Genomic DNA, 25,938 nt, shown 5'->3' on the forward strand with positions numbered 1-25,938 from the left:
CCTCCTATACACCTGCACGGGATAGCTGAAGCGATACCGTCTTGCGCGTCTCAGCCGCTTCGTTCGCAGCCAAAGTCACTTCCAGCGTATCGGCTGCGTCGCTGAAGCTGCCCAGCAGAAGACCCTGATTGCCCGTACGAATCGCCTCTACGAATGTCTTGTTCTGCTCGTAGTAGAAGTCTACCTTCGACTTGATCGTAATGTCTTGCTCGTCATCCACAATACGCAATGTGTTGCCGTTCAGCGACAGATAGAACTGATGGCCAAAGAACTCGATCTCTCCCTTGCCTACATACGAAGCGAGACAAGTGCTCGTAATGTTGCCGATCGCGCCGGACTCCAGCACGAACGATACAGTGCCGACGTCGTATGCAGTAGCATCCGGGTCTACTTCGCGAAGATGGCGCTGCTCATGAATGGCGCTTACTTCCTTCACATCTCCGGCCAGATAACGGATCAGGTCCAACTGGTGAGTGGACTGCTCCACAAGCTGTCCGCCAGACTGCTCCATCATCAGCCACCACTTCACCGGCGGGATGCCGCCGAAGCGGTAGGACATGACCAGATGAATCGCCTTGTCCTTCAAATACTCCTTCGCCTGCTGCACGATGTCGAGATAACGCAAGCAGTAACCCGACGTATGAATAATGCCGGACTCGCAGATAATCTGCTCCTTGCGGCGCACTTCCTCCATATCCAGTCCGATCGGCTTCTCCGACAGCAGGTGAATGCCTCGCTTCGCCGCCGCTTCCTCGATTCCTTCGCGAGCGAACGGAGGCGTGCAGATGTATACGCCGTCCACCTCGCCGGAGTCCAATAGCGCTTCCACGCTGGCATAAGGCTTGGCGCCGAACTCTGCGCTTACTTCCGCAGCTCTCTCCTCATTAATATCGAATATAGCGGTAAGCTGCACGCCTTCCATGTTTTGCAGCGTTTTCATATGATGTTGTGCCATGCCCCCAACGCCGATAAATCCGATTTTTACGATCTTCATTCCAATAGCCTCCTCAACAATTAACATACTTGATAGGTTTAAGGATAGTACAATCATACGGAAAAGTATTTATGGAAAACGCTCAACAATTTACGCAAAAAGAAATGCGCGGGAGCATTCCGATGCTCGCCTGCGCATTTCTGGCCTTTTGTAACGTGCAGTTCGTCCCATTACGGCTTTCGGTTCGAATAATACTTCAGTTCGGCGAAATAAGCTCTGTCACATATGCGAACGCATCTGCTGATGCTTGCGCCAAGCTGTCGGCGCTTGTCCTTCCGTCTCCTTGAACCATTGCGAGAAGGAATGCATGCGGGTGAAGCCCACCTGCAAGGCGATCTCCTGGATATCCTTATCCGTAGCCGTCAGCAGCCACTTCGCTTCATTCATCCGGCACTGCTGCTGATACTGCTTCGGACTCATGGCGTACGTCTGCTCGAACAGACGGCGGAACGAAGGAACGGATAAGCCCGACAGCTCCGCCAGATCCGATATTTGCACGTTGCTGCGCATATTCTCTCTAATATAGTCGGCCGCCTTCGTTACTGTCAGCGCCTGCACGTTCGTCTGGGAGTGCTCCAGCAGGAACAGCACCAGCACCTCCAGCCAGGCGACGATCGTCACCTCGCGCTCCTTCAGCGGATACGATACTTCCCGCAGACATTCTCGCAGCAATCCCTCGAACCGTTCCTTATCGATTCGTGACAGGGCGGCTATGCGAACAGAGCTTGTACCGGCATGCTGCGCATGAGCTTGCGCACCCGCGCCCTCCTCCCCATCGCTTGCCAGGCCGTATTGCCCTTCCGAACTCTTGTCCCCCGCGCGCAGTCTGCCCTGCACGTCCGCAGCCGTCGGCAGCTCACTGACATCGGGTCCAGCAGCCAGCATGCGCAGCCATTGCTCCAATCTCTCCGGTCCGTTCGCGATATGGATGACACCGAAGCGCACCTTCGTCACCGCTCCGAACCGGTGCAGCATGCCCCGCGGCACAATGATAATGTGGCCATCCTCGATAAAGTGCTTCTTGTCGGGCGTCTCGAATACGCCTCTGCCCTCCAGCACTATGCTGATCTCGCATGAATCGTTATGATGAAAGCCGCAATCCTGGAAATCCTCCATATACGTGCCGATATGTCCCCGTACTTCAAGCTTTGGCAGGACAGCTCCCCCCATTCCAGCACCTTATCCACATCCGGGCTGTCAATTGTCTATCCTCTTCTTTACTATATCGAAAATGACGCTCAAACTCTAGGGCGTCTCAGACACGCCCTAGAACCTTGAAGGGGGGATCGGTTAATGAGAAAACCTCTATCGAGGCCTTTCGAAGATGAGCGACCGCGTTTAAAGGTAGGTTTTATCGCCAAATAGAATTTATACATTTCCGGTAACCCGGAAATGTATAAATTCTATTGTGGTAAAAAAAAAGCGGCTTATCGGCGGCCGCCTCTTCACGCTGAAAGCTTATTTTTCTGATCCGCCTTGAAGGCCGGGTTCTTGCTTCCCGTTAACACAATACTTACGACACAGCCTACTACGATAGTCACTTTTCGAACCATTGCTCTTTGCATGAACCATCTCTCCTTGTTCGATGTCGTTGTATTCATCATATAGCGGATGGCTACGCTCATCCATCGAACTATCTTTCAAGTGAGATGACAATATTGTAAGCTTGGCCGAACGATCAGTAGCCGACTTCCACGGAAGCGACAACGACATAGGCAAGATCATTCCGGTCGTCCTTGTCCGCCAATACGATGCCGCTCGTCGTCAGCATGCCGCCGTCGACAATATCGAAAGTAATTTGTCCATAAGGAAGCTCTTCGCGCACTCTGTCCACATCCAGCAGCTCCTTGTCCGCTGGAACGGCCAGTCTCACATGCACCTTCATGCGGTTCAAGTCACCTTCCGGCAATACGGATCTGATTCCCGGCATGGAATTGTGATGAATGGCGTTTTGCACCGCCCGTACCGCCGCTTTCGTCACATTTTGCCCATGCAGATCGATGCCCATACCGATTTCCACGAACATCAGCTTCTCCATATTCACTCCACCTCCAACAAGCAAAGTCTTCTACCTTTGATCATACCTTGCTCGTGAACAATACTCAAATCTGAGAGTACCCCGGAAAAGGAGGAATGGCTGCAGCAAGCGATGCGATGGACATTTCCAGCAAGCAGCACAACTGAAAGATGCCGGGGCTCAGCTGAAGTCCTGTCTGCGTGGACTCGCTAAACCCCGGCCCGGCCTGCACCTATTCCTTCAAGGCGAAGTTCGGATGATATTCTTTATAGACCGGATTCTCGCCGCATACCATCAAGCCCTGACCCCAATTAATATGCACCTGCTCAGTCGGCGGGTCCATCGGATCGCGATATTGGAACAAGACGTTGCGGCGAGGACGATCGCTCTTGTTCACATCGGAGCCATGAATCGTCAAATAATTGAAGAACAGGACGTCGCCCGCATTCGCCGGGCATGGCGTGCCCATGGAGATCGGATATTCCTTGTGATTCAAATAATACTTGCCCACGTGCGGCAGCTCGCCTTGCTTGTGCGATCCGGGAATGACGGACAAGCATCCGTTCTCCAGGTCGGCATCATCTAGATGCACACTACCCGCCAGCATCGTATGGTTCGCGTGAGGGAAGTACGGCGCATCCTGATGCATCGGGAAGGCTGCCCCCTTCTCGGGCGGTTTTACCAGCATTTTGCTGTGATGAAGCTGCACGTTCGGCCCGATCAGCTGCGACAGCACCGCTGCCATCCGCGGATGAGCGGCAGCTCTCGTGAAGGCGGCATGCTGGTAATGCACATCGTGGAAGCCCTTCAGCACCAGCTTCTTCAGCTCCTCCGGCGGAATGAAATCGTTCGACCAAGCCGCATTGCGGTCCAGCTTCGCATCTGCGGCCTTGCGGATGATGCCTTCGATCGCCTCTCTCATTTCCTCGACCTCGCTCTTGGTGAATACCTCACGAACGAGCAAGTACCCGTTTTCTTTATAAAATTGCACATCTTCTGCAGAAATCATATTTTTTCCTCCTTTAGTGAGCTACAATAGGAATGGATGTGATCATAGTCACATCTTACTTTGATCAGTATCGCTTGTATTTGCTTTTACGGGTCCTTTTTTTGCAATATTACGCCATGAATATAGATTAGTGATCAGGAAGGTGAATGGATTGGATTACCGCGCTGCAGAACAATTCCTGAATAGCTTCATCATGCATTGCGCTTCGGAGGGACTATGCTTCCGCATCCATTATTGGGGTGTGATGGAGAGGCATTACGATAATCTCGTTCACAAGCACTCCTTCTTCGAGATATGCTATGTACTGAACGGCAATGGAGAATATGAGGAAGAAGGACAAGTTCACAAGCTAGTGGACGGCACCTTGTTTCTCTCCAGACCGGGTATTGTCCACCAGATCAGAAGCGGCGAAGGAATGGCGATGATGTATGTCGCATTCGAGCTGGAAGAAGCGGCATGCGATGCCGACTTGCGTGCAGCCTACTGGAATAGGCTTCAGCACGCTGCGCATATCGTCCGTTATAACGTTGAAGAATCGCCGTCTGCTCTCTATTGGAGAGCATTGGCTGCGCAAGCTTCTCTTCAACCGGTAAGCGCCGTCGAATGGATCAGGCAGTCTTGCGGCGTCCTGCTCACCTCGCTCGGGGACGCCTTCTCGTCCGGAGCAGGAAGCAAGGCCCGAGATTGGCAGCCCTCCTCCAGCCTGGCTATCCGAATCGTTCAGCAAGCCAAGCATTTTATAAGGGACAACATTGCATCGCCGCTAAGCTTGCAGGATGTTGCGCAATATTTGCACTTATCCGAGAGGCATCTGTCGCGCCTGTTCAAGCAGCATTCCGAGCATACCTTCAGCGGCTTCGTGAAGCACGAGCGCATTCGCGCGGCTTCGGAACTGCTGCTCGCCACTTCCATGTCTATCAAAGATATAGCGGAAGCGACTGGCTTCCAGTCGGTACATTACTTTACGAAGGTGTTCGCCGAAGAGAAAGGGCGTCCTCCCGGGCTGTATCGCAAGGAGCTGAACCTTTAATATTTGCAGCGTTAGTTGCCTCCCTCAATTCTGGCCAGCTCTTTGTGTACAATTGGGGCCACTTTAGTACCCAGCAATTCTATTGCTCGCAGCACTTCGCGATGCGGCATCGTGCCGACATTGACATGAAGGAAGAAGCGAGTGACGCCCAAATTTTTGCGCAGCAGAACGATCTTCTCCGCCACATATTCCGGATCTCCTACGTATAGCGCTCCGCGCAGACTGCGTGCCGCATCGTATGCATCGCGGTCATACGGCTGTCCCCAGCCTCGTTCGCGTCCGATCACGTTCATCTGCGCTTGCGTCGGGAGGAAGAACGCTTCAGCAGCCGCTTCCGTCGTATCCGCTACGAAACCATGCGAGTGGGTCGCGATCTGCAGCTTGTTCACATCGTGACCGGCTTTGGCGGCAGCTCTCTTGTACAGCTCCACAAGCGGGGAGAAACGCTCGGGCATTCCGCCAATAATCGCGAATGCGATCGGCAAGCCCAGCATGCCCGCACGCGCTGCGGACTCCGGATTGCCTCCGCTGGCGATCCATACAGGAAGCGGATGCTGCACAGCACGTGGATAAACGCCCAGATTATGAATAGCGGGACGATGGCCGCCACGCCAAGTCACCTTCTCCGAGGCTCGCACCTTCAGCAGCAACTCCAGCTTCTCCTCGAACAATTCGTCGTAATGCTCCAGATCGTATCCGAATAGCGGGAACGATTCGATGAATGAGCCGCGTCCCGCCATAATTTCCGCACGTCCGTTCGATATGCCGTCCAATGTGGCGAAGTCCTGATACACACGGACAGGATCGTCGGAGGAGAGTACGGTAACTGCGCTCGTCAATCGGATCCCCTTCGTCATGGATGCGGCGGCTGCCAACACGACAGCCGGCGCAGAGCCCGCATAATCCGATCGGTGGTGCTCGCCAATGCCATAGACATCCAGCCCCGCCTGATCCGCCACCACAATCTCCTCTACCGCATGCCTCAGCCGTTCTGCATGATTAACCCGCTTCCCCGTAACGGGATGGGGCGTAGCCTCCAGAAATGTGCTAATGCCAATTTCTATCTTTTTCGCATCCGATTGATTTACCTCTGATTGATTTGCGTTTGCTTCCCTTCGATTCGTCTCCATCTTGCCTTCACATCCCCTTAGGTTGTTTTCTGTATTTTACTATATTTTTTATTGTTTCTCAATATTAGTTAGTCCTAATCTTCTATACCATGTCTTTTTATTGATCCGCAACACTTCCTCTCTCCCGAACGTCTAATATTTGGAAAAACATACTGATGTTGAGGAAGGAGTACCATTGATGTTGAAATGGAGCAAGGCTATCTTGTGCTTTACATTATCCGTCGCACTGTTATTTCCATTCACAACGCTTAGCAGCGGGACAACGGCCAATCGGTCAAGCGCATCGGAATCATTATCCGAGCTTGTCATTGATACCCGTTCGAAGGCGATCTCCCATGTGAAGGAGGCTATGAAGCTTCCGGAGGATGCCATTATCAACAATGTCGTGAAGCTGCATAAGCCGACGATGCATTGGGAAGTGCAGTATGTTACCTCTGACTTGAATCAGGCCGGACAACCGAGACATACCGGAACAATCTCCTTCCTTCCATCCGGAGCGCTCATGCAGTTCTATATTCGGCATACGATATCGGATTATCCCTGCTCGTCCCCCTGCAATGAAGAAATAAGCTACGACGAAGCGCTGAAGCTGGCGCAACAATTCGTACGCAATCAATACTGGAGTCAGGATAGCGAATGGATGTCAGCATACGATAACGCACCGTTTACAATCATCGATGCGCCCCATGACATTAGGCTTCACCGTGCGCATAATGGGATTCGATTCCCGGACGACTACGTGGACATAACGATCAATAATCAGACAGGCGAAGTTGCCCAATACACCGTATATTGGTCCAATGTCGAGCTGCCCCCCATTCCCGAAGACATGCTTTCCATCGAGGAGGCTAGCAGCATAATGTTTGAGGCGATCGACATTCATAGGGATCATTTGACTCCGGACTTCTATTCCGATGTATACCCTGACAGAATACTTTATTATTCAGATGGCGACTACACGATAGACATGGAGGGCAATTTTTATCCAACGCAATCCCGGCGATACTCGCAGCAAGAGGAATATGCAGGATCGAAATATCCGAAGGATTTAGCCAAGTTGCGAATTTTATCCCTGTATAATCTGGAATTGCAATATAAGAAAAAAGAATGGAATCAGACTGAGCTCATCTACCGGGCATTCCTGAAGCATGACGCCAAAACTGATTATTGGAAACATCCCTACGTCGGTGCGGAGAGCGGCGCATGGATTAATGCATACAATGAAATTCACCAATTCCCTGCGCTTCTCGAACCGGGCAGCTGGTTCGTTCCTTCCGCGATTCCCTCTGAACAACTGGGATACAGCGCGGCAATCGTATGGGATCAGGAGCTGCTGATTATGGATAATGACCCCGTCATCCAGAATGGCACCACCCTCGTGCCGGTGAGGGAGCTTCTGAGCAGATTGGATGTTCGGCTGCAATGGGATGCAGAGCAACGGAAAGTAACGGCCAGCAAGGATGGAACAATTGTGGAGCTGAAAATTGATGAAGAGATCGCTGCGATTAACGGGGAAAACCGCTCGCTGGGAGCCCCGGCCCGAATCATAAACAAACATACGTACATCCCCGCTCGAATCGTGCTGGAGACATTCGGAGCCAAGGTAGCCTGGCATGCGGAATCGAGATTTGTTATCGTGCAGAGCGATAAGGAGAATGAACTGCCGCGTCTGTCTGAGGACAAATTGCTGCAGTACCGTTACTGGGCCTATTTGCATGCAGAGGAGAAAAAGCTTGGATTTCCGCCCACAAAAATGAATAGCGTCCCTCTTCCTTGGTAATTATAATGTAGGATTTCGCATCGGAGGGGAGGGTACACATATGGCAAAGCCGGATAATCGCGCAGACAATGCCGAGCATCTTGAGCAGCACATTCAGAACACGAAGGCGAACATGCAGGAAGCGAATGAATATCTCGCCGAGCACGCGGAAGAAATCTCCGCTGTCGACAAAAACAACATCGAAGAGAAAAATGAGCGCCGCCAGAACAGCATTGCGGCATTCCAATCCGAAGTGCAGGACGAGCAAGAACAATAAAGCAGGCATCAGCAAAAAATCCCTCTATCCGCTCGCATGAAGCGTTTGGATACAGGGATTTTTATCACATTTGTATAACTATTGTAGAGATTAATCGTGATTAGGAGTTGGAGAAGCCCTTCTGATGGTTGTGGTACCATGTTATAAAATTGTTCACCACTTGGTCGAGAAAGGCTGCCGTCGGTTCGTGGATCAGATCGCCTTCGGCGTTGATCTTCTCATGCACCGCTCCGACATAAACTTCATTGCCGGGCAGCAACGGAGAGGACAATCCGGGCGCGAACAGAATATCGCGAAGATGAGCTTGCGCCTTCACCGTACCGAGCAGTCCCATGGAAGCGCCCATTATCCATGACGGCTTGCCGACCATGACGCGCTCTCCTCTGGACAGCCAATCGATCGCATTTTTCAATACGCCGGGAATTGTTGCATTGTATTCAGGCGTTACCCATAGCACCGCATCGGCCCGCTTCACCCGCTCCGCCAGCGCCGCCGCCCCTGCCGGAGGCTCGTTCTCGATATCCTGATTGTAGAACGGCACCTGGTTCAAAGTAACAATATCGAACTCCAGTTGGTCGGCATAACGCTTCTGCAAATATTGAGCCAGCTTCAAATTGTACGAGTCTTGGCGATTGCTTCCGATAATAGCAGCGATTTTCATTTGTTTCTCCTCCGTCTTCCCTTGTTATTCCGAGCCGCGATCAACCTTCTGGCGCGTCTAGATGAGACATCGAGCGCTGTTCGTCCCTCACATTGTCGCGAAGCTTAAGCAGCAATCTTGCAAGTTCCGCACATTCAGCCTCCGAGAAGCCCCTTAGCATTAGGGCTCTGGTCGACTGGTCGACCTCTTCAACATTATCCTGCAGCGACATGCCCTTCTCTGTCAGGAACACCTTCATCGCACGGCGATCATCGCCACAGCAATTTCTCGTGACATAACCTTTATTCTCAAGACTGGTCAGCATTCTGGTCATGCTTGATTTATCTTTACTGAGCGCCTCTGCAATCTCGTTTTGCGTCAGGCCTTGCTGTCTGATCAGCAGTGCGATAATAAGATGCTGCTCCGGGGTCAACTGTACGGGACTAAGCCGTTCCTTCATATATTGAACGATCTCAAGGTCAATCATATGAAGAAGAACACCTATATGATCGGATAATGGATGCTTCATCTTTTCACCTCCATTAGTTGATACGTCAACTACTTTATAAGTATCGCAAATTTTGTGAATGATGTCAAATATGCTGCTGGCCTTCTCTCTGATTCACTTTATTGGGAAAGCATACCGTCATCTCGCAGCGCCACTCTACTGAAACATACTTAAATCCAACCTCAACATACCAGACTGCATTCCGTTCAGGTTATTGGTTTCATAGACTGTTTGTAACCGAGTATGAAAGGAGGGCAATAGATTTATCATGTTAGCAATTCATGAGGAAAGGGAAGAAGAAGAATGGGAGAAAACCGATTAATTGTAAGCGCATTCAAATTAATGTATGTTTTTTTGCTCATCGTTTGTTTACTCACCGGACAAGCTGGCATAGCGGTTGTCGCCGCCGCAGCTAATCCAGAGACGGATGCCGGCGTCGAGACTGGTCTATTATCGACATTGCCAGCGTTGCAGGCGGTGCCTTCATCCGACGATGTGGTGTACGACTTCCGGCTTGGCGCGGGTGCGGATATGACGAGTGCGACGCTTGAGGTCAATGGTTGGAAGTATGACGGGAAAACGTCCGGCTCGGCGCAGTATCCGACTCCCGATCCGGTAATCGACGAGACGGGGCTGTTTTTTCCGGCGCTGCGAAATCCCAATCCGGTGAATCCGTTGCAGGAGCTCAGCTTTACGATCGACGTGCCCGCGACCGGGCTGTACCGATTGGGGTATACACCGGGGAAATATATCGCGGAGGGCGGCAGCGCCAGAATATATATCGACAACAAGCTGCTTGGAGCGGTCATCACCCGTACATACGGAACGGATGCTCCCGCTGAGCAATTGCTCGGGAACGGCTTTATTGAATTGACTGCGGGCACGCACACGCTGAAGGTATCTGCCTATGGCGCATACGCGGCCAATACGACGCGGTATGTGTATGTCGAGACGTTTTTCCTTCGGTCCATAGACCCGCATGCGGGGCAACTCGCCTTCGAAGAGTTCAACATCAAGGCTGACAAAACGAGTCTTGATCTGCAAACCGATAACACGGCGAACGTGACGCTGACAGACAACGCGGGTACGGTTGGTCCGCTGTTCGGGAAGGATCGGATCAATACCGTTCTTGCGCGTTACGCGAGCAATTCCGGCCTCCTCCCCTCCCTTGCGATTACCTATACGTCCAGCAATCCGGCCGTCGCAACTGCAGCACAGAGCGGAATCAACGCAACTGTGACGGCGATAGGTCCAGGAGCGGCCACCATCACAGCGACGGCGGCTTATCAGGGCACGGTCATTGCCTCCTCATCCGTTGACATGCTGGTCACTGCCGGTGCGTTAAACGCCATCGCGGTATCTGTGACTGAGGATACGATCATTCTGGATAGCGGACAGAATCCCTTGCTTTCGGTTCGCGGGCACACGGAAAACGGTGAAATGGATATCCCTCTCGGAAGTGTGAGCATCATGCATTCCACGCCCGGTGTCGTGCAGATTGACACGGCGACCGGCGAAATCACTGCGCTGAAGACAGGCGTCACAACGCTGACCGTAAGCTATGGCGGCTACGAGGAGCAAGTGACGATTACCGTCATGGAAGCGGACGGCTTGCTTCGCTACAACTTCAAGCCGGCCAACCAGGGTGGCGTGGATCTTGCCAACGCGACGCTGGAGGCGAACGGCTGGCGGGTGGGCGAGGTATCCCCAACGATCCTGAGCAGGCCCAACGCCTTCCGCAATCAGAGCTACGGCATCGGCATTTTCGCCGAACAGAACGAATATGCCGAACTGGAGCTGCTCGTGCCTGCGGCAGGACTTTATACCGTACACTTCAAAGGCTATAACGCCAATGGCGGCCAGCAGGCGGCGCTGCTGATCGACGGACAAGAGCTTGGGCAGTATTATTTCGGAGGTACAACCGAGCTGCCTGAGCAGACGTACAAAACTCTCTATCTCGAGCAGGGAGTCCATACGTTTCGTCTCGTGATGATAGCGGACTTGGGCGCCCGGTACATGATGCCCACCTACCTGAAGCTGGCTCCCGCTGCAGCCGCTCCTGCCTTTGCGGCGACTGCAGGCGTCGAGCTGTCGCCGGCAAGCGTCAAGCTGGATGAGACGTCCCGATTCATCGCGAAGGTGAAGCTGAGCGATAACCTGATCTATACGTATGACCAGTTCAAGTCACTTCCCGGCAACGAAAGTGCCACGATCAGCTACGAATCCTTGAATACGGCTATCGCAGCCATCGACGCTGCAACCGGCCTCATTACTCCGGTGTCAGGCGGCAGCGCTACGCTGAAAGCGTATTTGACGACGGGCGGACAGACGTACACTTACAGCGCGGCCATCACCGTCAAGGAGAGTGTGCTGGCGCGTGTCGTTTTTGACAAGACCACAAACCTGATGGTGGTGGGAGACGCCCCATTTGCACTTTCCGCGAAGGCCTATGCGGATGACAATAGCGAGATTATGCCCTCGGACGCGTTGCAGATCTCCTACTCCGTCTCCGGCGACGCCCTGGCGCTGAACGCGGATAGCGGCATCGTCACGGCGCAACAGGCAGGGCACGCGACCGTCGCAGTGACGGCAGTCTACCGGAACGGCACCCCGAAGACAAGCTCGTTCGACGTCGAGGTTGCAGCCGCGTCGGACGCGATCCTCTATAACTTCAAGCCGTCTGCCCAGGGCGGCGTGGATCTTGCAAGCGCTACGCTGGAGCAGAACGGTTGGCGGATTGGCGAAGTATCTCCGACCATCCTGAGCAGAGGCAACGCCTTCCGGAACCAGCCGTACGGCATCTATATTGTGGCCAGCAAGGGCGAGTATGTCACGCTCGACATCCGTGTGCCCGCAGATGGGCTGTATCGGGTGGCCTTTGAAGGTTATCAAGGAAACGGCGGCCAGCAGGCGGCGCTGCTGATCGACGGCATGGAGGTCGGCCGGCGCCACTTCGGACAGGACATGACAGAGCAGCGTTACCGGACCGTCTATCTGACGGCGGGAGACCATTCGTTCCGTCTGGTCATGATGGACGACGTCACCGAGCGGCTTATGATGCCGACTCATCTGAAGCTGATTTCCACGTCCTCGGTTCCGAGCTTTGCGGAAAGCGCCGGCGCCGCGCTGTCGCAAGATAACATCAGTCTGGATGAAACCTCCCGGTTTATCGCCAAGGTAAAGCTGAGCGACGGTTTCGTATATGAATACGAGCAGTTTAAAGCGTATCCCGATTATACCGGCACGATCAGCTACGAATCCGAGAATACGGATGTCGCGGTCATCGATGCCGCAACCGGTCTCATTACTCCCGTAAGAGGCGGCAGCGCCACGCTGAAGGCGAACTTGACGCTGGGGGGCGCAACGTATGGGTATAGCGCCGTTGTCACCGTCCGTGAACGAGTGCTGGATCATATCGTGTTCGATCGCACTCCGGATTTTCTGGCTGTGGGGGACGCGCCGTTTGCGCTTTCCGTGACAGCCTACGCACAGGATGGCGGCGTCATCGACGCTCCGCAAGCACTGACGGTTGCGTACTCCGTTACAGGCAACGCCCTGACGCTGGACGCGGCGGGCAAGGCTGTTGCGGCCGCCCAGGCCGGACGCGCTACTATTACGGCCAACGCTTCATACCGCGGCATGGAAGCGTCCGCTTCCTTCGAGGTTGAAGCCGGGAGCGCCCTCCTCTATAACTTCCGCCCGGCGAATCAGGGTGGCGTCGATGTTGCGAATGCGTCGCTGGAGACGAACGGCTGGCGGGTTGCCGAGGTGTCCCAGGAAATTCTGGACAGAAGCGGAGGTTTCCGGAACCAGTCTTATGGCCTCTATATATTGGCCAGCAAGGGGGAATATGCCGAGTTCGACATCCGCGTACCCGCAGCCGGACTGTACAAGGTCGCCTTCACGGGTTATAAATCGGGCGGCGGCAGCCAGGCTGCGCTGATGATCGACGGGATGGAGGCCGGCCAGCATCACTTCGGGGCGCTCGATCAGGAGCAGCGCTACAAGACCGTATATCTTGCCGCAGGGGAACATAAGTTTCGGCTGACCATGACGGCGAACGTCGCCGAACGGCTTATGATGCCTAGCCAGTTGAGATTGCTTGCGACGACAACCGAGCCGACCTTTGTAGCGAGCGCTGGTGCGGCGGTTTCGCAAAACAATGTCCCTGTGGGACGTTCCGTCCGATTAATCGCCAAGGCAAATTTCAGCGATGGCTTCGCCTATGCGTATGACCAGTTCATAGCATTCCCCGCCATGAGCGGCAGCACGATCTCTTACCAGTCGCTGAACGAGAGCCTTGCGACGATCGACGGCAATGGCCTGATTACGCCGCAGGCGGCGGGAACCGTGCAATTGAAGGCGACCTTGCAGTCGGGCGGCAAGGAGTATGCTTATCAGACAGGCTTGACGGTGACCAATCAGACACTTGAGCAAGTCAGCTTTCAGAAGACAAAAAATGTGCTGGTCGTGGGCGGCGCTCCCTTCGTCATGTCGATCGTCGCATACGACAACAATGGCGCAGTGATCAAGGACCCGGAGGGCTTGCAAATTGTGTACAAGGTCTCCGACGATCAAGTGCTGGCAGTGGAAAACCAAAATACGCTGGTCGCAAAGGCGGCGGGCAATGCGACGGTGACGGCGGAGGTTACGTGGGGCAACGGGACAAAGACGGCTTCGTTCCCGATCGAGGTCTGGGATCAACTGCAGCCGGCTGTTATGTACGATTTCCGTCCGCCGGCCAACGGGGGCACGGCCCTGCTGAAGGAGGCGACGCTGGCCAACAGCAACTGGAGACTGGCCGAGCTTGCACCGGCTTTGGCCGAGAGAAGCCTGGCGTTCCGCAATCAGGCATACGGCATCTATATGGCCGCCAATGCGGGGGAATACGCCGAGTTCGACATTCTTGTGCCCAGTACGGACACGTATGTCGTCGTCTATAAAAGCGGCAGCTACAATGGCGGCAAGCTGGGCGAGGCTGCGATTGACGGGAAGTCGGTTTTTGTCCACAATCACGGCGGAACGCTGGGCACCAATGCGCCTGAGCAGCTGTACAAGAGCATCTACCTGACCGAGGGCGTCCATAAGCTCCGCCTGGAGTCCCTGCAAAGCGACGGCTTCCTGACCCCGACCTGGATCAAGCTCGTCCCGGCGCCTGCGCCGACGTTCGTATCGGCCGAGGGGAGCGTGACCAAGACGGACGTCATTCCGGGACAGACGGCTCGTTTCGCCACAACCGCACTGCTCAGCGACGGCTTCGAATATGCGGACAATCATTTCCCCGACCTGCTGACTGCTTCCTTGTCCTATGCGTCTTCGGACTCGGCCATTGCCGAGATCGACGGCAACGGCAGGATTACCGCCAGGACGCCGGGAGAAGCCACGATGAGCGCTATCCTGTCCCTTAACGGCGAAGAACAGCCCGATCCGATTCAGGCAGCGTTCAAGGTCGGCTCCAAAACGTTCGGCAGCGTGAGCTTCGACGCCACGAAGGACACAATGAGCGCAGGCGGACCGCCCTTCGCGTTGTCCGTCAAGGCGTATGACAACAGCGGAGCCGGGATCGACGCGCAGGAGGATTTGCAGATTGTCTATAGCGTAACGAATAACGGCGTTCTGGCATTGAACACGGAGATGCGCACCGTTACGCCGGTTGCCGTAGGCGAGGCAACGGTTACCGCAACGGTAACACTCGGCGGAGTGACGCATAACGCATCCTTCACGGTGCAGGTCGTTCCGGAGTTTTTGGAGTCTATATCTCTGGAGGTCAACAGCAAGAACATTCATATCGGAGATACGCCGCGCATCAATGTGGTCGGACACTTCAGCACAGGCAACAAGCGCTATATCGGCGCACCGGGCGACGGCTACACGATCAGCTACGGCTCAAGCAATCCTGCCGTAATCGGCTTGGCCAGCGGTATGCCGGCTGCGATTGCAGCAGGAGACGCAGATGTGAAGGTTACCGTCCACGATACGGCAACAGGCGAAACGTTTGAGGACAACGTGCCGTTCAAGGTGCGCGCCGTCGCCTCCAGCAAGACGAGAAGGAGTTATTACACGGAGGAGAAAATAGCGGCCGCCCGGGTAAACATGCAAAGCTACGACTGGGCGAGCGTCCAGGCGCAAGCACGCATTGACGCGGCGGACAGTTTTCTTGCACAGTACAGCCTGGAGGAGCTTTGGGCGATGGTGACGCCGCAGAGTATCCCGCGGAGCGCTTCATCCGATCCCGGGCAAAGTCTCGGCAGCCCGATCACCGGATATGAGCTCTATCAGCAATATGGCAATTACCCGTGGAAAACCGATCCGGCACACCCGTGGAAGCTGATCGACCCGACTACAGGAGCTATGTTCCCGACCAATGATTTTGCCGGTTTTTATGAGCTGGGGCTTAACGACTTCGGCATATTCGACCCCGAGTTGGCCAGGCAGCGCAACGATGCGCTCGTTGCGGAGGGTGAGCCAGGCTATCTCGTCAATCTGAGCGAATACCATACCGATGATCCGTCATGGGGTGTGGACGACGGCTACGGATGGCATGACGGCAGCAATCTCTATACCTTCGTCGCGTATTATGCGCACTGGCACGGCGGCTGGCATACCACCGGCGGTTTCCTGCAGGCGCTTGCGGCATTCGGCGATGCGTATATGTACACCGGCGATGACAAATACGGCACAGCCGGCATCATCCTGCTCGACCGGATTGCGGACGTCTACCCGGAGCTGAGCACTCGAGAGTTTCGCAAGATGGGCTTTATGAACAGCGACAACGGCACGGATCGAGGCAAGGGCGTGGGGAGCATCTGGGAAGCCAACTCCATCAAAATCCCGCTGGGCGCCTATGACCAGCTATGGCCCGCTGCGGCCAACGCGGACGCCATCGACTTCTTGTCCGGCAAGGCGGACCGCTATCATTTGGGTGTTCTCAAGCAGAGCGCAACAGGCATCCGCATGAATATTGAAGAGAATCTGGTCAAGGAAGTATTCACGGCTTACAAGCAGGCGGATTTACGGGGCAATGTCGGCATGCATCACAGCGCACTGGCGCTGGCAGCCGTCGTGTACGATACGTTGCCCGAGACGAAGGAATGGCTCGATTACAACTTCCAGGCGGGCAACGGAGGCGGTTCGTACGACAACACCGGCGGCAATCTCTACGCTACGCTTGTTGACGTGCTGAATCGTGACGGCCATGGCGACGAGGCTGCGCCGCATTATAATTCACTCTGGCTGGGCGGCTATCAGCTTGTGGCGGATGTGCTGGACGGTTACGACCTCTATCCGGGCGCCGATCTGTACGACAATGTCAAGTTCAAAAAGATGTTTACCGCCAATGTCGGACTAACCCTGAGCGAGAAATTTATACCGGCAATCGGCGACACCGGTAGCACGGGAGCCCCCTTGAGCCTGCTTAATTTCAAGCAGTCCGTCAAGGCGTTCGAAAAATACGGCGATCCGATTTATGCCCAAATTGCCTATATGCTTAACGGCAACAGCACCAGGGGGATTCACAGCGATATTTTTACGGGCAACCCCGAGCAAGTCGCTGCCGACATCGGTGACGTAATTGATACGCACGGTTTATTCAACATCTCCAGCGACAACCTGACAGGTTACGGTCTGGCGGCACTGCGCGAAGGCCGCAACGAGATGCCGGCCGCGTCCATCGGCCACAGCTTCTTGGGCCTGGAGGTGCTGGATACCAACTCGACGACTTCGGCGTGGCCGGATTCGGGTACCCTTCAGCTTGAGAATACGATTGGAGCGGGGAAATACATCGAATTCGGCTTTACGGTTAATGAGGCGGGCGAGTACGATGTTACGCTCAAGCCTTTCGGCAACACGGACATCTATGGCATATACCAGATTTATATCAATGGGGTGCCCGTGCTCGAGCATGACTTCAAGCAGCCGGGGGCGGCCAATGCCATGTCGATCCCGCTCGGACGCTTTCTGCTGCAAGAAGGGCAAAATTCGATCAAATTTGTATGCACCGGCACAAGCAGCAGCAATTATAAGCTGGGGATTATCCGTCTTGAGCTGCTTGATGCGGCGACAGCGGATGAACAGAGCAGCGGCGCCTACAGCAATACGCTGCGCGATCTGTGGATGTACTATGGCAGAACCGGCGGCCACGGCCATGGCGATACGCTTAACATCGGCATACACGGCTTTGGCGCCGATCTGTCGCCGGAGCTTGGCTACCCCGAGACGGCGGACCTTGCGCCGCACAATACGCAATGGATGAAGAACACGATTTCGCACAATACCGTAGTGGTCAACCGGAAGCGGGTAACCGATATTATCGTGGCGGACCCCTTGCACTTCGAGGACGGCGGCCTCGTCAAGCTGATCGATGTCCGTTCGCCGGACTCCTACAGCGATACGTCGGAGTACAGACGAACGACTGCCATGATTAAGGTGGATGAGGAGAACTCCTACTATGTGGACTTCTTCCGCGTCATCGGCGGCAGCGAGCACCTGTTCAGCTTCCACGGCGCCGAGGGGGAGGCCACGGTCGACGGCGTTGCGCTGACACCGCAAAACGGCGGCACTTATGCGGGCGAGAGCATTCCCTGGGGTTCAACCGACCCGAGCGGATTCGCCTGGCTGGAAAATGTGGAGCGGGCAACTGCCCCGGGTGCAGGCTTCAGCGTGGACTGGGATATTGTCGACACCTGGAACTCCTTCAATAACCCGTCCGACGACGTCCATCTGCGTCTGACGATGCTGACCGAGCTGGATGAGCTGGCACTGGCGGACGGCATCCCGCCGCGGAACAGACCGGGCAACCCGGAGTCGCTTCGCTATATGCTGGCGAAGCGAACGGGAAGTGATCTGGACTCCAACTTTGTGTCTGTCATCGAGCCTTATGCCGGCCAGCGGCATGTGCAATCTATCGAGGAGGTCAGTCTGACCCGGGACGGCTTGCCGGTCGCGACGAACGATGCGAAGGCGGTCAAGGTGGTGCTGAGCAACGGACGTACCGATTACATCGTGTATTCCGCCGACAAGGACGCGACATATCTTGTAGACAACAAATTTGAATTCAAAGGTTTCTTCGGCGTCTACACGGAGGAACAGGGTCAACAGTCCGGCGGTTATCTGTCCGACGCAAGCTTTATCGGCAATTTTACGAACCCGTATACAGATGCACTGACTGCACAGATTACCGATTTCACCAGGGATCTGCAAGTCGACAATACGATCACCGTCGCGCTTGACCTTCAGGGCATCGCCCCCGAGGAACTGATTGGCCGGTTTATCTATATTGACAATGGGAACACGCGTTATAACGGCAGCTACCGGATTCGGGGGATTCACTCTGCAGACAATGGCGGCGTGACGCTTGAGATCGGCGACATTACGCTTGTCGACGGGTATCAGGACCCTTTCGATCCTGCACTTGGCTACAAGTATGCGATAGCGGCCGGACAGTCGGCGCTTATCCCTCTAAGTGCGGAGATCAGATATGAAGTCGATGGCGCGGCAGCAAGCACGGCGGTGCCGGGCAAGCCGACTCTGACCGACAACAACGGCCATGATACCGGGCTGCGCGACGGCGACTACACGATAGCGATGAACCTCTGGTGGGGAAGCAACGGCTCGGTATACCGGCTGTATGAGAACGATGTGCTGATCGAGACGAAGCTGCTGAGCGATCGTACCCCGGAAGCACAGTCGGCATCGACGGCGATCAGCGGCCGGGCGAACGGCGTATACTTGTACCGTGCCGAGCTTGCTAACGGTTACGGCACAACGGCGAGCGACCCGCTCGTCGTCACCGTCACCGACGCTGCACCCGGCGTTCCCGTCCTGTCGCATGACAACTGGGACGGCGACGGAGATTTTAACATGACAATGAATATGTGGTGGGGGACAAACGGCACAACGTATCGGTTGTACGAGAACGACGTACTGATCGATGAGCAGCCGCTGACGGCGACAACGCCGAGGGCGCAGACGACAGCCACAGCGATCAGCGGACGTCCCCCCGGCACCTACGAGTACCGTGCCGACCTGGTTAATGCCGCAGGAGTCGCTTCCAGTGCATTGATAATCGTGGTCGTCCACAGCAGCTAGTAAAAGTGAAAGCGCAAGTTCTCGGGCCAGCTTAACCCGGAACTTGCGCTTTTCAAGCGAAACGCACTTGAATCCAAGCTTAACATACCAGACTGCATTTCTCTCCGATTCATATTTTCTTAGAATAATTGTAACCGCTTATATAAAACGAAAATGGGAGTGAACACGAGTTGAGGTTAGCACGGATTGGCGTTTTACTTGACCGCCGGACGCTGGAGCGGAAATGGGGATTGCAATTGAATGCGTGGGAATGCTACGTGACCGAAATACTGGATAGGCGAAGGATTCCATACGAAAAAATGGAGTCACTGGACGAGCTTGAATCTCTTGAACGTCTCGATCTCGTTATCGCTGCCGCGATGCCCGAGACGAACGATTCGGCAGAACGATTGTGGCGCTACGCGACATCCGGCGGTCTAATTGTCGCATACGGAATGGCGGATGTTCTATCCACCAAGCTTGGACATCAGCGCGGCGAACTGATTGGCGCGTCATATATCCGGCTACCGGAGCGCTTCGGCGTGAAGCGCCCTCTCCGGGCGCTTCACGTCTCGCCGTGGCGCCGGGAAGCAGAGGCAGCTCAGGCATACGACTCTACTGGCGAGGTTGCGCCCGACAGACCAGACGCGATCAGTGCTGCGCCTGCCCTGCAATCGTTCCCGATCGGCGATGGCTTGTTCAGTCGATGGACGATCGACATTCCGGCGACGATCGTTGGCCTGCAGCAAGGGCTGCATCCTGTTCTCGCTGACGGCCCTCCTGCTCCGGACGGCTCGGCGGCGATCAACGACGGCATTTTGAAAGCGGATGATCAGATCGGAATGGACTGGCGGTGGGATCGTATGAAGTCGGACACCGGCGTCCCGTATTTCGCACATCCTTATGCCGACTTGTGGCGCGAAGTTTTAATCGGACACCTGATCCGGCTGTGTGCCGAGCGCGGGTTATCGCTACCTTTCGCAGGCTATTGGCCGAATGGTGTCAATCAAGTTGCCCTGCTGTCACATGACAGTGACGGCAACTTCGACGAGCATGCAAATTCTACACTCAACCTGCTTGAAGAATGCGGCATCACTTCATGCTGGTGCATGCTCGAGCCCGGTTATTCCCTCGGGATGCACAATCGGATCGCCGCCGCAGGGCATGAGCTCGCCTTTCACTATAATGCGTATGAAGTGGACGACGGCTTGTGGGACGGCTCCGAATTCGCTCGCCAGTTGAACGTGCTGACGCAAGACAGGGGGATTGGGCGGATGGTATCGAACAAAAACCATATTACCCGCTTCGAAGCTTACGGCGAGCTGTTCCGCTGGTGCGAAGAGAACGGAATCGAAGCCGACCAGACGCGCGGTCCGAGCAAGAGGGGCAATGTCGGATTCCTGTTCGGAACCTCTCACCCCTACTTCCCCGCCGCCTGGGTCGATGAGCGGAACCGTTTGTACAATGTGCTCGAGATCGGCTTTCTCACCCAGGACCTTGATATAGGGATATGGGCGGATTCCAGTATTATCGCTCCTATCCTGGATGAAGTTAAGAACGTTGAAGGCGTTGCTCACTTTCTGGCTCATCAGGTTCACATTCACAATAGAGAAGAAGTTCGGGAATCGGTTCGCAAGCTCGTTCGGGAAGCCCGCGCGCGAGATTTTGCGTTCTGGACCTCCTCAGCCATAAACGAATGGGAACGCGAGCGAAGAGCTCTCTGCATAACCGGAATAACGGAGGACGGTTCGTGCCTGGTGTCCGGCTCCGCGAAGAGCGACGCGGTCTTCTTCGTCCCATTGCCGCAAGGAAGCGCTGTGCAGGGTGACGAAGTCCGTTACGGCGTTCCGTGCCGAAGAACGATCCTGTCGACGCATATATGTTCAGAAGGGGGAATATCGGATGCGAATCGCTAAAGTTGGTGTGTTGCTTGACCGGCGGGATGCCGGGAGGAGGCAGCGGCTCGGGTTGAACGTGTTCGGCTTCTACTTGACCGAGGTGCTGCAGCATGCCGGAATTCCGTTCGATCTCTACGAGGATCTGAGTTTTGCGGAAGGGAAGTCACCGGATCTGCTTCTCGTCGCGCACAGCAGCGAAGACACGGGAACAGCTGACGAACTGTGGGCGTATGCCGAACGCGGCGGAACGCTTATCGCATATGGCTCGCTTGATGCGCTTGCCGTGCGATGCGGCTGCGAGGCGGTCGGAGAGATCGGTCCGGGCTATGCCAAGCTTGACGAACCGGTCGGCGGGAGCGGCCAGGCGTTGCGTTTCCTCGCGGCGAAGCCGTGGCGGATTGCGGCCAATCATCAGCCGGCGCCCACCATCCAATCGGCCGGCGTATTGTGCGGGCAAAGCCCCGACGGACCGGAAGCGGGCGCCGCGCTCCAGCGTATGGCGATCGGCAAGGGAACGCTGGAACGCTGGTCGGTATCGCTTCCGGATACGATTGTCATGCTCCAGCAAGGCCAGCTGCCTGTTATTTGCGACGGAGTACCGGCACCCGACGGAACGGCACAGATCCATGACGGCTTTCTGAAAGCCGACGACGAATATGCAGTAGATTGGACGAATGACAGGGAGCGGTCCGCGGCAGGTGAACCTTTCTTCGCACATCCGTATGCCGATCTGTGGCGTGAGGCGCTGGTGTCGCATCTGCTGCGAGCGGCGCTGGCACTGGGACTGCCGCTGCCGTTCATCGACCGCTGGCCCGCAAGCGTTGAACATGTGGCGCTGCTGTCGCTGGACAGTGACAGCTCGGGCGACATGGAAGCGGAGACGACGCTGGAACTGCTTGAAGCATGCGATGTTCCAGCGACATGGTGTATGATAGCCCCCTTGTATAGCCGGGAGATATTTCAGAGAATGCTCAACAAAGGGCATGAGATCGCCTTTCATTATAACGCGGTGACGGAGGAGGACGGCGAATGGACGCAGGAAGCATTCGGCGAGCAGTTACAAGCGCTATCGCAATCCGTTCCGGCCGATCGCATCTTCTCCAACAAAAACCATATGACCCGGTTAGAAGGCTGGGGCGAGCTGTTCCGCTGGTGCGAACAGTACGGGATCGCTTCCGATCAGACACGGGGCGGCAGCAAGAGGGGAAATACCGGATTTCTGTACGGAACGTGCCAGCCTTATTTCCCCGCCGCATGGTGCGACGAGAGAAATCGAACTTATGACGTGCTGGAAATCGGATTCCTGTACAGCGATTTTTTGCAATGCGATCCCAGTCTGATAGCCCCAATCCTGGAGCAGACATCCCTGGTTCGGGGAATCGCCCATTTTGTCTTCCATCCGATTCATATCCACAGGAAACCGGCGATTTACGACTGGCTGCGTCAGTTCGTACAAGAGGCCAGACAGCGCGGCTTCGTGTTCTGGACGGGCGAGCGAATCAACGAATGGGAGCGGCAACGACGGAAGCTTCGGATCGAGAGCGCAGACGGCCCGGAGCAGCGAATGATTGTACATGGAGATGGACCGGCTGACGCTTGCTTGTGCATTCCCCTATTAAACGGGGAAGATCGCGGAGAAACAGTAACGATTCGTTACGGGGTGAACTGCAAGCTTGTGAGCCTCGGCGACAAAGATATCGAATTCAAATGATAGGAGTGGGTTGCTATGAGCAAACTGGCAATTGACGGAGGAACGCCTGTACGAACAACTCCCTTTCCAAACTGGCCGGTCTGGGGGGCGGAGGAGGAGAAGCTCATTCTCGAAGTGCTTCATTCCGGCAACTGGGGAGGCGCTAACAAGGACAAGCTGGCCGTCTTGGAACAGCAATTCGCCCATCGTCACGGTGCCAGACACGCCATAAACATATCGAATGGAACGATTGCGATGACCGTTGCGTTGATGGCAGCCGGAATCGAACCCGGCGACGAGGTGATCATGCCGCCGTACACCTTCATTGCGACGGGTACCGCAGCTTTACTCGCAGGCGCCATTCCCATATTCGCCGACGTTGAAGAGGACACACTGCTTATCGATCCACACAAAGTAGAGGAAAGAATTACGCCGAGGACAAAAGCGATAATAGCTGTGCATATCGCCGGAGCCCCTGCCAATATGACAAGCCTGAAGGCGATTGCCGATCGTCATGGCTTGTTCCTGCTGGAGGATGCCGCTCAAGCTGTTGGAGCAAGCTGGGAGAACCACAAGGTAGGGACATTGGGTCATGCCGGTACATTCAGCTTTCAATCCAGCAAAAACATCAATTCGGGCGAGGGCGGCATCATCCTTACGGACGATGACACGTTAATGGAAACGATGTGGTCCATTGCCAATGTCGGACGTGTCCCCGGCGGAGCTTGGTATCAGCATGAGCGAATCGGCTGGAACTTCCGGATGACGGAATTTCAGGCTGCCGTCATACTCGGCCAGATGACCCGGATGGACGAGCAAATCCGGACGAGGGCACGCAATGCGGCACTTTTGGATAAACTGATTTCCGGGCTTGAGCAGTTTCAGCCGTTCCGTAACGACGAGCGAATCACTACCCATGCTTATCATATATATATGTTCAAAATCCGGGCGGAATTGGCTTCTCCGGCAATGAAGGAACAAGTCATTCGAATGCTGCATGCGGAAGGTATTCCCGTATTGCCCGGGTATCATTCATTAAATTGCAATACGGCCATCATCGCCGAGACGGCAAAACGGACAGGGAAGCAATCCGTCTATCCGTGTCCCGTCAGCGAAAGAATAAGCGAGGCTCAGGTGCTGTGGCTCGGTCAGGCTGTGCTGCTGGGCGGCGAGCAGGACATTTACGATGTTGCCGATGCGCTGCGGAAGGTTTCTGCCCGCATGAACGCATACGGACTTCCCGATTAGGCGGGAAGCTCGCAACTGATCAGGCGTACGCACATCGGCAGCCGCTATCCGTTCGAGCGCGGAGTCTTCGCGGAGCCTTGAAAAGCATTCAAATACTCATTGGGGGCACTTCCCGTCACTTTCTTGAACGCCCGGCTGAAATAAGCCGGATCGGAGTAACCGACCAATCCCGATACTTCGTAAATCATATGCCGACCGGATCGAAGAAGCTCCTTCGCCTTCTCGATCCGGTATTGCGTCAAGTAGTAAACAAAACTCGTGCCTGTCTCCCTTTTAAACAGATAGCTCAGATAACTTCGCGTCAGGTGCATGTTTTGGGCCAGCTCCGCAAAGGAAATCGTTTCGTGATAGTTTTGCTCGATATGCGTGATAACATTCCGGATGTAACTCTGTACTTGGGACTCGCGGTGAGGAAGCACGCTTTCGATTTGTTCCTCTACCAGTCCCGAGATCGTTTCCTTGCTTCGGCATTCCTGGATTCGTCTGATATACGGCAATAATTTCGTATCCTTGCGGCCATGCGTCTGTTCTCCTTCCGGTTCTTCGAGGAGGCCGGCCAGCAGCGATAAACTTGCGATCTGCGCAGTAGCGAGCGGCGTTCCCTCCATAAGCAGCCATTTTCGGATTTCCTCCCAATGGAAGAACACTTCCGGCATAGACATTTTGTGAGCCGCTTCAATGCATTGTTGAATACGCATGGCTGGGTAGCGGAAGGAGGCGGACAACGCCTTGTCAGATTCATCGGCGCCCATGATTTTGTGATAGCCTTCAAATTCAAGCACCCGCAGCGTCTCGATGCTTTCGCTATAGGAGCGACTAAGCTCCCGAGCGCTTCCGTACCATCGGCCAATCGCAGCGTTGAGATCCAGATCCAGGTGATCCCCGACGTTCCTGACAATCGCTTCAGCCAATTGCTGCGCCGTATGCCTGATCTTCTCCGCGTCATCGTTCACGAGCAGGATCGGCAGCTTGTCATCGGTAAACCGCAATACGTAGATTTGTACATGCCCGTCATACGCAGCGGCTGTTTCTTGCACGACATTGGCAACGGAAAACTTGAGCAGCTGCCAGTGCATCTCCGTCCTGGCTCGTTCTTCCGGACGATACAGAATCAAGTTCATTACCAGGCCGCCCGACAAAAGCTTATTGTCGATTTCGTAGAACCGGAGATGGTCCTCATCAAGCTCTCCTCCCGTATAACTGCCGTTCAGCAGGTCGACAATAAATTGTTCGCGCAACATGGGCAAGGACTTGCCGATGTACCGTTCAAACTTCTCGGCATACTGGCGCTGCTTGCGCTCTTCCTCCAAGTCGGCGATCACCTCGCCAATCGTTTCCTGAATTTCGTTGAACAGAGCCGGCTTGAGTATATATCGAGCCACATTCAAATGAACGGCCCCCCTGGCGTACTCAAAATCGTTGTAGCCGCTCAAAATGAGAATGGGAATATGCGGATCGACTTCACGTATTTTCGCTGCCAGCTCCAGTCCATTTCCCTTAGCCATCGAAACGTCGGTTAAGAGAATGTCAGGGCGGTGCTCCTGAAACAAACGCCAAGCCTCTTCACCGCTCATCGCGGTAATTAAACTGGAAATCGATAACCCCTTCCAATCGATCATCTTATTCAAGCCTTCAAGCACATGGCGCTCATCGTCGACCAGCATGATCTTCAC

The 25,938-nt window shown here is 54.9% G+C and carries 15 protein-coding genes; 7 read left to right on the forward strand and 8 right to left on the reverse strand.

From position 1 onward, the window contains the following. Window positions 1-4: 4 nt before the first annotated feature. The 4 genes from M6D81_RS03530 to M6D81_RS03545 all read right to left on the reverse strand — a co-directional run bounded on the left by M6D81_RS03530 (window position 5) and on the right by M6D81_RS03545 (window position 4,020). The gene (locus tag M6D81_RS03530; protein WP_262675433.1) at window positions 5-994 is read right to left on the reverse strand and encodes a Gfo/Idh/MocA family protein; all 990 of its coding nucleotides are present in this window, start codon (window positions 992-994) and stop codon (window positions 5-7) included. Window positions 995-1,213: 219 nt separating this feature from the next. Further along, entirely contained in the window at window positions 1,214-2,164 is a 951-nt protein-coding gene (locus tag M6D81_RS03535) for an AraC family transcriptional regulator (protein ID WP_262675434.1), read from the reverse strand. 508 nt (window positions 2,165-2,672) lie between these two features. Further along, on the reverse strand, window positions 2,673-3,032 hold the full coding sequence (locus M6D81_RS03540; RefSeq protein WP_262675435.1) for a Lin0512 family protein: 360 nt from the start codon (window positions 3,030-3,032) through the stop codon (window positions 2,673-2,675). 211 nt (window positions 3,033-3,243) lie between these two features. After that, window positions 3,244-4,020: a phytanoyl-CoA dioxygenase family protein gene (locus tag M6D81_RS03545; protein WP_262675436.1), complete on the reverse strand. Its 777-nt coding sequence runs from the start codon at window positions 4,018-4,020 to the stop codon at window positions 3,244-3,246. 151 nt (window positions 4,021-4,171) lie between these two features. Here M6D81_RS03545 and M6D81_RS03550 point away from each other — a divergent pair, with 151 nt between their 5' ends. Next, window positions 4,172-5,050, forward strand: coding sequence for an AraC family transcriptional regulator (locus M6D81_RS03550; RefSeq protein WP_262675438.1), 879 nt, complete (start codon window positions 4,172-4,174; stop codon window positions 5,048-5,050). Between the two features lie 11 nt (window positions 5,051-5,061). Here M6D81_RS03550 and M6D81_RS03555 read toward each other — a convergent pair whose 3' ends face one another. After that, the gene (locus tag M6D81_RS03555) at window positions 5,062-6,114 is read right to left on the reverse strand and encodes an Atu2307/SP_0267 family LLM class monooxygenase (protein ID WP_262675571.1); all 1,053 of its coding nucleotides are present in this window, start codon (window positions 6,112-6,114) and stop codon (window positions 5,062-5,064) included. Between the two features lie 244 nt (window positions 6,115-6,358). On the opposite strand from M6D81_RS03555, the gene M6D81_RS03560 reads away from it, so the two are divergent. After that, the gene (locus M6D81_RS03560; RefSeq protein ID WP_262675439.1) at window positions 6,359-7,960 is read left to right on the forward strand and encodes a copper amine oxidase N-terminal domain-containing protein; all 1,602 of its coding nucleotides are present in this window, start codon (window positions 6,359-6,361) and stop codon (window positions 7,958-7,960) included. A gap of 40 nt (window positions 7,961-8,000) precedes the next feature. Then, entirely contained in the window at window positions 8,001-8,216 is a 216-nt protein-coding gene (gene tlp / locus M6D81_RS03565) for a small acid-soluble spore protein Tlp (RefSeq protein ID WP_262675440.1), read from the forward strand. A gap of 100 nt (window positions 8,217-8,316) precedes the next feature. On the opposite strand, the gene M6D81_RS03570 is transcribed toward tlp, so the two are convergent. Both M6D81_RS03570 and M6D81_RS03575 read right to left on the reverse strand, forming a co-directional pair. Next, the gene (locus M6D81_RS03570; protein ID WP_262675441.1) at window positions 8,317-8,877 is read right to left on the reverse strand and encodes an NADPH-dependent FMN reductase; all 561 of its coding nucleotides are present in this window, start codon (window positions 8,875-8,877) and stop codon (window positions 8,317-8,319) included. Window positions 8,878-8,917: 40 nt separating this feature from the next. After that, window positions 8,918-9,385 carry a MarR family winged helix-turn-helix transcriptional regulator gene (locus M6D81_RS03575; RefSeq protein WP_262675442.1) on the reverse strand — a complete coding sequence of 156 codons (468 nt, stop codon included), beginning with the start codon at window positions 9,383-9,385 and terminating at the stop codon, window positions 8,918-8,920. Between the two features lie 282 nt (window positions 9,386-9,667). On the opposite strand from M6D81_RS03575, the gene M6D81_RS03580 reads away from it, so the two are divergent. From M6D81_RS03580 to M6D81_RS03595, 4 genes are all read left to right on the forward strand, one after another. Beyond that, a complete protein-coding gene (locus M6D81_RS03580) occupies window positions 9,668-19,450 on the forward strand; it encodes a heparinase II/III domain-containing protein (RefSeq protein ID WP_262675443.1) in 9,783 nt (3,260 codons plus the stop codon). A gap of 170 nt (window positions 19,451-19,620) precedes the next feature. Next, a complete protein-coding gene (locus M6D81_RS03585) occupies window positions 19,621-21,345 on the forward strand; it encodes a polysaccharide deacetylase family protein (protein WP_262675444.1) in 1,725 nt (574 codons plus the stop codon). Then, window positions 21,332-23,038, forward strand: coding sequence for a polysaccharide deacetylase family protein (locus M6D81_RS03590; RefSeq protein ID WP_262675445.1), 1,707 nt, complete (start codon window positions 21,332-21,334; stop codon window positions 23,036-23,038). Before M6D81_RS03585 ends, M6D81_RS03590 begins: the two co-directional genes overlap by 14 nt. A gap of 15 nt (window positions 23,039-23,053) precedes the next feature. Beyond that, window positions 23,054-24,265, forward strand: coding sequence for a DegT/DnrJ/EryC1/StrS family aminotransferase (locus M6D81_RS03595; RefSeq protein WP_262675446.1), 1,212 nt, complete (start codon window positions 23,054-23,056; stop codon window positions 24,263-24,265). A gap of 44 nt (window positions 24,266-24,309) precedes the next feature. On the opposite strand, the gene M6D81_RS03600 is transcribed toward M6D81_RS03595, so the two are convergent. Continuing rightward, window positions 24,310-25,929: a helix-turn-helix domain-containing protein gene (locus M6D81_RS03600; RefSeq protein WP_262675572.1), complete on the reverse strand. Its 1,620-nt coding sequence runs from the start codon at window positions 25,927-25,929 to the stop codon at window positions 24,310-24,312. Window positions 25,930-25,938 lie beyond the last annotated feature (9 nt).

This window comes from Paenibacillus sp. J5C2022, from assembly GCF_025567625.1.
GTDB lineage: Bacteria > Bacillota > Bacilli > Paenibacillales > Paenibacillaceae > Pristimantibacillus.